Raw genomic sequence first — 11,421 nt, forward strand, 5'->3', positions numbered from 1 at the left:
ACTAATTAAAGAAATTCCAAATCAATCCAAAACGAATAGTCATATCTCGATACGGATTATTAGGTGCCGAATAATAATTATTCCCTGTATAAGCCGCATTAAAATGTTCGGCTTTTAAATAAACTCTGGTTCGCTGAATTTTTGCATTGATAAAGAAATCAAGATTAGGGTAATTTCCAATTTCCTTTTTATTTTGGATAAAAAACTCTCCAATAACTGGGTTATAATCGTTGGCAAAATAATTCGTGAAATAATTTAACGTAATTCCGGTTTGAATAAATAATGCTTTACTAAAGAAATAATTACTGTAATAAATAGTATTACGAGTCACTAAATCCGGAACATTCAAAATTGCTTCTTGCTGATCTGTTTTTTGGTACAAAATCGTATTATTCAACGCAAATTTCCCAAAAGTAATCTCCTTATTCAATTTAAGAGAAACATACTTAATTGTTCCTCCATATTGATTTGGTGTAACTATTTGCTGTGATTCATCAGTTGCTGTGTTTTCAAAATACAAATGATCAGTAAGCGTGGACAACTGTAACGAAGCTTCAAACCAAGGCGTTGTGGCACTTCCGCTAAGAATATTAACTTTTTCGTTTTTAAAATTATTCGACCAATTATAACCCACATAATTACTTTGGTACAAATTATAATTATCGTTAGGCAATTTATTTAAATTTTGGTATCCAAAAACAAATTGGAAGTCGTCATTTAAATCATAATTCAGTTTTGCGTCTAAATTAGACAAGGTCTGTTTTGTAATTGATTTGGAAAGCAAAAATTTTCCATGCCATTTGTTTTTTTGATATTCATATTGACCACCAACACTATTAATATTTCGTGCTAAGGTAGATGGAATTACTTTTGTTGATATAGTTGGTATAGCAGAAGGATTTTCGACATCATCCTGAATTAATATCCGATTATAATAAAAATTACTGCGGAAATCGTCTATAAAAAACTGAAACTTCCCAAGCGTAGTATTCTCATACATTACAGCCGCTTTGTTGTACATTTTATTGTAATGAGTTTGATCCTTAAGATTGGAAGCCACAATGGCATCGCCAAATCGAGAGACCGATTGAGTCCCTACCGCCGAAAGTATGGTAGGTTGGTAGTATTCGAAAAATTTATTCTCATAATTCAACTGATGCGCCACATATAAATTATTGGCTCCGTGAGTTGGATTAATTCTAAAACTATGGTCCACAAAAATACGTTTCGCCTTCAAAAAAGATTCGGCATCGGTTAGATACACCTGCAAACGCTGTCTATTGGTATACTTTCCATCTTCGCTTTCAAAATCTCCCACAGTTGTGATTCCTCCATTTTCCTCATTCAAAGCATCTTGACCTGTAAAATGAGCGTTCATAGAATAACGTTTGCTGGTAGTGTTATAACTAGCCGTAAATCTAAAACTTCCCGTGCTGGCTAGCTGGTTAATGTATTTTCCTTCTGAACGCAATCCTTTATAAGCAATCGATAAATTAAAATTTGGCGAAAGATTGACTGCAAAAAATGAATCTACCGAATGTCCTTTTCCAATGGTAGATTTAAAAAACAATTCGGTTACAGGAGTTGCAACGGAACTATACCTAATTTGGTTTGCCTCTAAAAAATTGAAATGTTTAGCCTTAAAACCAAATTCCGGATAAGGCGAATTCTCCGTTAAACTATATTGAAGTGTATTGTACGGCTGTCCTTCATTTGAAAAAGGCAATAGTCCGAAAATATCTCTTCGAAGATAATTCATCGAATACTCTCTTTGAATGGTCAGCGCAGTATCTAAATAAGTAGTATCTCTTTCTAAAGTGATAAAACGATACATATCCATAGTCGCGACTTTGGCAGTATCTTTTCCCTTATCATTTGTTCCTTTCAACCTTTCCGAAAAGCTTCTTTTAGGTGCTTCTTCTCTTGATTTTACTTGAGAAAACAACAAGGTAGGTAGTGCTAAAAAATATAAAAAAAAGAGAATTCTCATTCGAAACAGATATATGATTGGGCTTTTATTTCAAAACTAATAATGAAGCAAAGGTAAACGATAAAAACGTATAAAAAAACAACTTAATTTAGCCTTCTTTCTAAGCAAACGTTAGAATAACGAACAATTATCTTAAAAATTTTATAATCTTTGTCATTCGAAAAACTTTCAATACCGTTTGTTATTTCAAATTAGTCCAATAAAAATTGGACTAGATGAAATATACAACGGCATTATACAGGAACTATTGGACTAAAAAATAATTATAAATGGTATAATATGCTTGCCTCTACTTTTTCTGAACTAATTCTTGAAGCTGGAACCGACGAAGCGGGTCGTGGTTGCCTTGCTGGTCCTGTTACTGCCGCTGCTGTTATCCTCTCCCCAACCCTCTCCAAAGGAGAGGGAGTGAAAAACGATTCCACAAAATTACTTCTTGATTTACTTAATGACAGCAAACAACTTTCTGAAAAAATTAGAGAAAAATTACGTCCTATAATCGAAGAACAAGCCGTTACTTTTGCCGTTACTCATTTGCTTCCAAATGAAATTGACGAAATCAATATTCTAAATGCTTCAATGAAAGGCATGCAAGAATCGATTTTAAAATTAAATGTTGTCCCCGAATTTATTATTGTAGACGGCAACAGAAGTTTGAATGCCAAATTAGGTCTAAAAAACACCACCGGAAAACAATTCACCGCTGAAGAAATCGAATTACTAAAATCAATTCCGAATCAAAGTATTGTAAAAGGAGATTCTAAATATTTAAGCATTGCTGCGGCTTCTGTTCTGGCAAAAACCTATCGTGATGAATATATGGACCGAATTCACGAAGAATTTCCAATGTACAATTGGAAAAAAAACAAAGGCTATCCAACTAAAGAACACCGTGAAGCTATTCGAAAATATGGTACTACAAAATACCATAGAATGAGTTTTCGATTGTTGCCGGAACAGCTTGCTCTAAATTTATGATTGTAGATTAACGATTTTAAATTTAAGATTTACTACTGGGTACCAAAAATTTTACCGCAAAGTTCTCAAAGTTTTTTTGCCGCGAAGAGACGCAAAGAAATAGAAAAAAATCAGTGTTAATCTGCTAAGATCTGTTAGATCTGTGTTCCAAAAACACACGGAAATTTTATTGAAATTCCGCTTCGAATAAATCTGTAAAATGTTTTAGAATTTTTGTTTTCACTTCTTCCTCATCCACTTTTTCGACACCGAGTTCTACGTTTAAAGTAGTCACTGCTTTTCCGCGAATTCCACACGGAATAATATTATCAAAATATCCCAAATCGGCATTGACGTTTAAGGCAAATCCGTGCATGGTTACCCAACGCGAAGCGCGCACACCCATAGCACAAATCTTTCTCGCAAATGGTGTCCCCACTCCTAGCCAAACCCCTGTTTCGCCATCGCTGCGTCCGGATGCTACACCATATTCTGCCAAAGTTAGAATAATGGCTTCTTCCAGAAAACGCAGGTATTTATGAATATCAGTAAAGAAATTTTCTAAGTCCAGGATAGGATAACCTACAATTTGTCCTGGTCCGTGATAGGTAATATCACCACCACGATTGATTTTGTAAAAAGTGGCTCCTTTGGCTTCCAATTGTTTTTCGGACAACAGTAAATTTTCAAAATCACCGCTTTTTCCTAAAGTATACACATGAGGATGTTCGACAAAAAGTAAATAATTCGGCGTTGGCAGATTCGTTTCTTCTCTACGGTTTTGAATTTTCAAGTCGACAATACCCTTGAACAATTCTTCCTGGTATTCCCAAGTCGATTTATAATCTTTCGTGCCTAAATCTTGAAGTTGGATTTTTTTATTCATCTGTCATTGCGAGGAACGAAGCAATCTTTTTTCGTTCGTTCATTTGTGAAATGCAAAAATACAATTAATTATTTTCTTTTACCTAGGAGTCACAAAGTCGTCAACTTTGTTATTTTATTCAAACGAAACATCAAGATTTAGTTTTTCGGGATTTTCGGAATAATCACTAAAAGGATATTCCACAGTAATAGTTTTTCTATCGGCACTGAACATGGCATCCGGATTAGAAACCGATTTTACAGCTTTAGGGAAATGGTATTTCAAAGTATACTTTGATGAAGCAAAAATCATTTTAGCCATTCCAAGTGAATCAGTCGCTATTTTTTTGATTTGGTCTTTTAAAACTACAGCTTTTCGAGTAAATTTTTTGCCGTTATAACTAAAACTTAATTTAGAATTATTATCTCCCATGCCACTCATCATAGCAGCAGGATTACTATTTTTATCTGATTTTCCTTTGAGGTCTTTCAACGCTCCCATACTTTCCATCACGCCATCTAATTCATTTACGCTTTTAAACGGAGTGTTCATAGAAAACAGCAATTGTTTTGCTTCTGGATTCATTTTTATGTTCATTACAAAGTTTTCCAACTTTTTCAGAGCCGCTTGTTGTTCGACTGACAATTTAGCGATACTGTCTTTTTTAGTTTCAAAAATCTGTTTGAACGAAAACGTAGAATCAACAACCTTGGTATCTTTTTTTGTTGCCAATTCGTTTCCAATTTTATCCCCAGCCATCGCCATCAAACCGGCACCATCCATTTCTAATGCAAAAGTCCCTGTTCCATCAGGATGAACTTCAATATTTTCGGTGAAATTGCAGCTCGTTAATACCAATAAGAAAGTAAGAAGTAGTGAAAATTTTGATTTCATCGTGCTTTTTATTTTTTTTCCAAAGATACAAAGTATGATTTAAATCTATTCTGTTGTTATTATGAAAAGAAATAAACTTAATAGCCCCGACCTGTCTACCGACAGGCAGGTAGTAGCGGCATCCTTTTTATTTTGTTCCCTGAGCTTGTCGAAGGGAACAAAATAAAAAGATATAGTGGATAGCGGGAGGAATTGTCATTGAAAACGGAGATTTTCAGCTCCTAAAAATTCTCCTCTCCCCCCGCCCTCTCCAAAAGAGAGGGAGCCCAAGCCAAATCCTTATGAGGGTTTTGTGATTTTAAGACATAAAGACTATCTTTGCGGTCTTAAAAATCAGACTATAATGGCATTATCAGAACAAGAAATCATCCGAAGAGAAAAACTTCAATCTTTACGCAACTTAGGAATCAATCCTTATCCTGCTAATCTTTTTCCTGTAAATCATACTTCAAAGCAGATTAAGGAATCTTTCGAAGAAGGTAAGAAAGTGATTGTTGCCGGGCGTTTGATGAGTGTGAGAGATCAGGGAAAAGCTTGTTTTGCTGAATTGCAAGATAGTGAAGGACGTATTCAATTGTACGTGAATCGCGATGTTTTGTGTGAAGGTGATGATAAAACCTTGTACAATCAAGTATTCAAAAAACTGACCGATTTAGGTGATTTTATTGGTATTGAAGGCGAATTGTTTACTACGCAGGTTGGTGCGAAATGTATTCGTGTAAGCGGTTTTACTTTTTTGAGTAAAACTTTACGTCCGCTTCCTTTGCCAAAAGTGGATGAAGATGGAAAAGTTCACGATGCTTTTAACGATGCCGAATTGCGTTACCGTATGCGTTATGTGGATTTAACGGTGAACCAAAACGTAAAAGATACTTTTATCAAACGTACTAAATTGTTCAACGCCATGCGTGGATTCTTTAATGATGCCGGGTATCTTGAAGTAGAAACTCCTGTCTTGCAAGCAATTCCGGGTGGTGCTGCAGCGCGTCCGTTTATTACGCATCATAACTCATTGGACATTCCGTTGTACATGCGTATTGCGAATGAGTTGTATTTAAAAAGATTGATCGTTGGTGGATTTGATGGTGTATATGAGTTTTCGAAAAACTTCCGTAACGAAGGAATGGACAGAACCCACAACCCTGAATTCACGGCAATGGAAATATATGTAGCCTACAAAGACTACAACTGGATGATGGAATTTACCGAGAAATTGTTAGAGCATTGCGCTATTGGCGTGAATGGTACCAGCGAAGCTACTTTTGGCGAACACCAAATTAGTTTCAAAGCGCCTTATGCCCGTGTAACGATGACTGATTCTATCAAACATTTTACTGGTTTTGATATTTCCGGGAAAAGTGAAGCTGAATTATACGAAGCTGCAAAAGGAATGGGAATTGAGGTAGATGCTACCATGGGGAAAGGAAAATTGATTGATGAAATTTTTGGAGCAAAATGTGAAGGAAATTATATTCAGCCAACATTCATTACTGATTATCCAAAAGAAATGTCGCCATTGTGTAAAGAACACCGTGACAATCCTGAATTGACGGAGCGTTTTGAATTGATGGTTTGTGGTAAAGAAGTTGCAAATGCATACTCTGAATTAAATGACCCAATTGATCAAAGAGAGCGTTTTGAAGACCAAATGCGTTTAGCTGCCAAAGGTGATGATGAAGCCAATGGAATTATCGATGAAGATTTCTTAAGAGCATTAGAATATGGAATGCCTCCAACATCTGGATTAGGAATTGGAATGGATCGCTTGATGATGTTCTTGACGAATAATGCTTCTATCCAAGAAGTATTGTTGTTCCCGCAAATGAGACCTGAGAAAAAACAAATCCAAATTGAATTGACTGCCGAAGAAAAATTAATCATCGATTTATTGAAATCGAATGATAACAAAGTAGAATTGGGTCAACTAAAAACACAATCCTATTTAAGCGGTAAAAAATGGGATACTGCCATGAAAGGTTTATCTAAACACGGCTTGACTAAAGTAGCTGTTGAAGGCGAAAGTAAAGTAGTGGAATTAGTGGGATAGTTTTTTTATTCGAATAATATTCAAACCCGTCTCGTTTTTTAGAACGAGACGGGTTTTGTGTTTTAAACCAACAAAGCCGCTTTATTATCAATATCGTTTTGAGCGAGTAAGGATTCTATATTATTGAAAGTCACTAGAGCAATCTGTGTTAAAGCTTCGTTAGTAAAAAATGCCTGATGTGCTGTAACCAAAACATTCGGGAAGCTCATTAAACGCTGAATGGCATCGTCCTGAATAATATCTTCAGAATGGTCCGTAAAAAACAACTTTTCTTCCTGATCATAAACATCAATTCCCAAATAACCTATTTTCCCTTCTTTCAAACCTTCAATAACACAGGCTGTTTCTATCAATCCTCCGCGGCTTGTATTGATAATCATCACATGCTCTTTCATCATGGAAAGTGATTTTTTATCAATAAGATGTTTTGTTTTTTCATTCAACGGACAATGCAACGAAATAATATCAGATTCTTTAAAAATAGTTTCTAATGAGACAAAAGTTACTCCATCCTTCTCCATTTCTGAATCGGTAACAATGTCAAAAGCCAAGACTTTACAACCAAAACCTGTAACGATTTTAGCAAACGCTTTACCAATATTTCCAGTTCCAATAATTCCAACCGTTTTGCCATGCAAATCAAAACCCAACAATCCATTTAACGAAAAATTTTGTTCCCGAACCCGATTGTACGCCTTATGTGTTTTTCTGTTCAATGTCAAAATCATTGCTATGGCGTGTTCAGCCACCGCTTCAGGGGAATAAGCCGGAACACGACATACTTTTAAATTGTATTTTTTAGCGGCTTCTAAATTGACATTATTGAAACCCGCACAACGCAAGGCGATAATTCGTACCTTTCTTTCTGCCAATTGTTTAATGACTGCTTCATTGACAACATCATTTACAAAAACACAAACTACATCAGTATTGCTAATTAATTTTACTGTTTTCTCATTTAATTGGGTGTCAAAAAAATCTAATTGATAACCAAAATCGATATTATACTTTTCAAAGAAAACTTTATCGTAGACTTGGGTTGAAAAAAAAGCAACTTTGGGTTTTAATGGTAAAACGGGATGTTTCATGAGCTATTTTTAAAGAATTCCTTTGATTTTAAAGTATTTTCAAGTTAGCGAATAAATCCTAAAGTATCTGAGAAATACCTTTTATTTAAGCAAAGATTCAATTACACGCAATACAACTACTATCAAAAACAAAATCACATCTGAATATAAATCATTAAATCTGAAACAGCATATTAAACCAATTCTAAAAAAACAAGTCTATATAATAAATAGATTACATTTATGCTTTAAAAAGAAAAAAGCATACCCTATTTCAACCGAACCAAAGAATAACCACTATGACAAAAAAATTATTTTATCTACTTGTATTTTTTTTCAGCATACCCACAATCAATTTTGCTCAACAATCTACCGATTCCATTGCTAAAACAAAAACTACTCCACCAGAGATTGAAAAAGTATATTTACATACTGACAATAATTATTACACGGTTGGAGAATCATTATGGTACAAAGCCTATTCAGTCTATGCTTATACCAATCAACTTTTTGATCATAGCAAAATACTCTATGTAGAGCTCATTTCGCCAGATTCTAAAATAATCAGTCGCAATATAACCAACCTTGAAGGAGGTCTTGGTCATGGTGATTTTGTATTGGCTGATTCTCTTGGTATCAAACCAGGAAACTACCAATTAAGAGCTTACACAAATTGGATGCGGAATTATGGAGATGATTTTGTTTTCAAAAAAGAAATCCAAATTATAACTCCCAATAAAGAAAACACAATCCAATCCAAAGAAAACAATAGCACAAAAACAGTCTCAAAAAACAAAAAAGACAATTCGAAGCTTGAAAATACAGCAGCAGTTCTAATCGATTTTTTCCCTGAAGGCGGTTCCCTAGTAGAAGATGTAATTAGTAATATAGCCTTCAAAGCGACGGATTCCTACGGAAATCCAATTGAAATAAAAGGGACGATTTTTGATGCTAATGACAAACAAATCAATTTATTCAAAAGCAGTCATGACGGCATGGGAAAATTCATATTGCAACCCGAAAAAAATCTAAAGTATTATGCCAAAGTAATTACACCCAACAATGAAGAAATAAAGATAAATATTCCTGAAGTTCAAAAAACAGGCTACACATTGAGTATTAATAAGGTTGACGACAAAAAAGTAGTCACTATTAAAACCAACGCAGCTACTCTAAATCAAAACCCGGATGCTGATTTAACACTTATTTGCACTACAAGAGGCATCACTTATTTTGAAGGAACTCAAACTTTAAAAGACACTAAACTTTCTTTTATATTGCCCGAGGAAAATTTCCCGGAGGGTATTGCACAAATTACACTTTATGATAAACTCTCTCGACCTCAAAGCGAACGATTAGTCTACATTGAAAAAAATAATGATATTACTGTGTCTTTATCAACTGATAAAAAACAATATACTCCAAAAGAAAAAGTAAACCTTAACCTTTCGGCAAAAGACAAACAAGGTAATCCTTTGATAGCTAATTTTTCGATAGCTGTAAAGGATACAAATGGCATTAACGAAAATTTTGATGACACTGTAAATATTAGTTCTTATTTCCTGATGACTTCAGACATCAAAGGAAAAGTACACAACCCAAATTACTATTTCAACAATGCAAATCCTGCCAGATTAAATCATTTAGATTTACTTTTACTAACCCAGGGATGGCGTGATTTTGTATGGAAAAAATTCCCAAACCTCAACGTAAATAAAAACTTTAAAGTTGAAAAAGGAATTACAATAGCAGGAAAAGTAGAAAATTTAATTGGTACTACTGCCAAAGAAAATAACCAGGTACAAATGCTACTTTTAAATAACAAAGCTACCGCAATGCTAAATGACACTACTGATGTGAATGGAAAATTTGAATTTAACAATATTGTTTTCAAAGGAACTGCTACTATGCTACTCAATACAAAAAATCAAAAAGGAAAAAACAGTGGTGAATTTGTGCTAGACTCAATATACAATCCCCCCATAGCTGTAGATTTTAAAGCTCTTAAACCTCTAAATGATGAAGAAAACAAAATCACTCAGATTAAAACAAACATTCGAAATAAAAACATTCTCTTTAATATTCCTGAAGAAAATCAATTGAAAGATGTAATTATTACTGCAAAAAAGAAAAAAGAAGATACAACTGAAAGTCGCTACGGTTTTGCCGATTTCACTTATATTCCTGAAGAAAAAGGGCCACATTATTCTAATATTTTTATGCTTCTCCAAATTGCCATTCCCAATGTAACAGCATCTGCTAATTCCGTTCGTTTTAACCGTTATGATGGACCACCGATTATTTTAGTTGATGGAATAGAAACTGATATGAATCTTTTGTCTTTTATGTCTACTGACGATATTGCTAAAATTGAAGCTATAAAAGGTCCTGGAGCTGCTGTTTTTGGTTCGCAAGGTGCAAATGGAGCCATACTTATCTATACCAAACTTGGAAAAGGTACGACAAGCAGAAAAGTTTTTCACTCTATAGCTATGCCTATTAATGGATATCAAAATACCCGATTTTTCTATTCTCCTGATTACAGCAAACCAAATCCATTAGAAAAGGACAAAGCCGATATTCGAAACACCTTATATTGGAATCCTTATATTCAGCCTGATGAAAAAGGAAATGCTACCATTTCATATTACAACAATGAAGTAGATACAACTGTAAATGTCGATTTAGAAGGAATAACAAATAATGGAATTCCTATAGTGGTAAAAAGCAGTTATCAAATAAAAAAAACAAAATCTATTTTAAATCAATAAAAATAGTTATCGACCATAAATCTTCTTCCTAATCAGATTGTTTAAGCAAACAAAAAACATAATTATTTCTTAATGATTAAACTTTATAGATTGTTTCAAGTCTTATCTTAAAATTAAACCAATTTATTATGAAAAAATTAATCACTATTGCATTGGTAGCTATCATCGGCGTATCGTCTTATGCACAGGAAAGAAAAGAAAGACCAAGAAGACCTGAGGGAAATCCGATGGAGAAATTCACTCCAGAACAACGCAATCAACTAATGTTAAAAAAAATGACATTAGACCTTGATTTGAATGCTTCCCAACAAAAAGAAATGAGCAAAATAATCGCTGAACAAGGTGCAAAAAGAGAAGCTCATTTGAAAGACAGAAAGGCTAAAACAGCAAAACCAACTTCTGACGAAATTTTTGAAATGAAAAGCAAAATGCTGGATGAACAAATTGCGATGAATGGTAAAATGAAAAAAATCCTTTCTCCTGAACAATTTAAAAAATGGGACGAAATAAAACAACATCACCGTGAAGGCATGAGAAAACATGATCGCAACGAAATGATGAGAAAAGGCATGAAACACAGAGATAGTAGTGCTGTAAAAAAATAAACATCCCAAAGCAAAAAAGCTGTTTCACTAATTGCGAAACAGCTTTTTCATTTAGATAAAAAAGAAACCCGAATTGGGTTCCTTTTATAATATAATTAATTGAGTTAGTCATTTAGTTTCTGTATTTTTATGTCTTTAAAAACAGTCGTTATGGAAGTATTTGAAGGACAAAGCATACTAAACTTTATAAAAGAATTGCCAAATGATGAAGCTTGCAAAGCTTAT

General features: G+C 34.0%; 8 protein-coding genes. 4 read left to right on the plus strand and 4 right to left on the minus strand.

Annotation, left to right across the window (positions count from 1 at the left end; translation table 11 throughout):
* Nucleotide 1: 1 nt before the first annotated feature.
* Complete coding sequence (locus tag GTZ96_RS11720) at nt 2-1,990, minus strand: putative porin (RefSeq protein ID WP_161644112.1); 1,989 nt, start codon at nt 1,988-1,990, stop codon at nt 2-4.
* 279 nt (nt 1,991-2,269) lie between these two features.
* On the opposite strand from GTZ96_RS11720, the gene GTZ96_RS11725 reads away from it, so the two are divergent.
* Nucleotides 2,270-2,968 (plus strand): ribonuclease HII, encoded by a 699-nt coding sequence (locus GTZ96_RS11725; RefSeq protein ID WP_161644113.1) that lies wholly within the window; start codon nt 2,270-2,272, stop codon nt 2,966-2,968.
* A gap of 166 nt (nt 2,969-3,134) precedes the next feature.
* Here GTZ96_RS11725 and lipB read toward each other — a convergent pair whose 3' ends face one another.
* Both lipB and GTZ96_RS11735 read right to left on the minus strand, forming a co-directional pair.
* Nucleotides 3,135-3,833: a lipoyl(octanoyl) transferase LipB gene (gene lipB / locus GTZ96_RS11730; RefSeq protein WP_161644114.1), complete on the minus strand. Its 699-nt coding sequence runs from the start codon at nt 3,831-3,833 to the stop codon at nt 3,135-3,137.
* A gap of 114 nt (nt 3,834-3,947) precedes the next feature.
* Nucleotides 3,948-4,706: a hypothetical protein gene (locus tag GTZ96_RS11735; RefSeq protein ID WP_161644115.1), complete on the minus strand. Its 759-nt coding sequence runs from the start codon at nt 4,704-4,706 to the stop codon at nt 3,948-3,950.
* A 343-nt stretch (nt 4,707-5,049) separates the two neighbouring features.
* On the opposite strand from GTZ96_RS11735, the gene lysS reads away from it, so the two are divergent.
* Nucleotides 5,050-6,753 (plus strand): lysine--tRNA ligase, encoded by a 1,704-nt coding sequence (lysS, locus tag GTZ96_RS11740; protein ID WP_161644116.1) that lies wholly within the window; start codon nt 5,050-5,052, stop codon nt 6,751-6,753.
* Between the two features lie 62 nt (nt 6,754-6,815).
* Here lysS and GTZ96_RS11745 read toward each other — a convergent pair whose 3' ends face one another.
* Entirely contained in the window at nt 6,816-7,841 is a 1,026-nt protein-coding gene (locus GTZ96_RS11745) for a 2-hydroxyacid dehydrogenase (protein WP_161644117.1), read from the minus strand.
* A gap of 278 nt (nt 7,842-8,119) precedes the next feature.
* Between GTZ96_RS11745 and GTZ96_RS11750 the strand changes: the two genes are divergently transcribed.
* Together GTZ96_RS11750 and GTZ96_RS11755 are read left to right on the plus strand one after the other, a co-directional pair.
* A complete protein-coding gene (locus GTZ96_RS11750) occupies nt 8,120-10,591 on the plus strand; it encodes a TonB-dependent receptor (protein ID WP_161644118.1) in 2,472 nt (823 codons plus the stop codon).
* 128 nt (nt 10,592-10,719) lie between these two features.
* Nucleotides 10,720-11,196 carry a hypothetical protein gene (locus tag GTZ96_RS11755; protein WP_161644119.1) on the plus strand — a complete coding sequence of 159 codons (477 nt, stop codon included), beginning with the start codon at nt 10,720-10,722 and terminating at the stop codon, nt 11,194-11,196.
* The last annotated feature ends 225 nt before the right edge of the window (nt 11,197-11,421 follow it).

It is taken from the genome of Flavobacterium undicola (genome assembly GCF_009909155.2).
Lineage (GTDB): Bacteria > Bacteroidota > Bacteroidia > Flavobacteriales > Flavobacteriaceae > Flavobacterium > Flavobacterium undicola.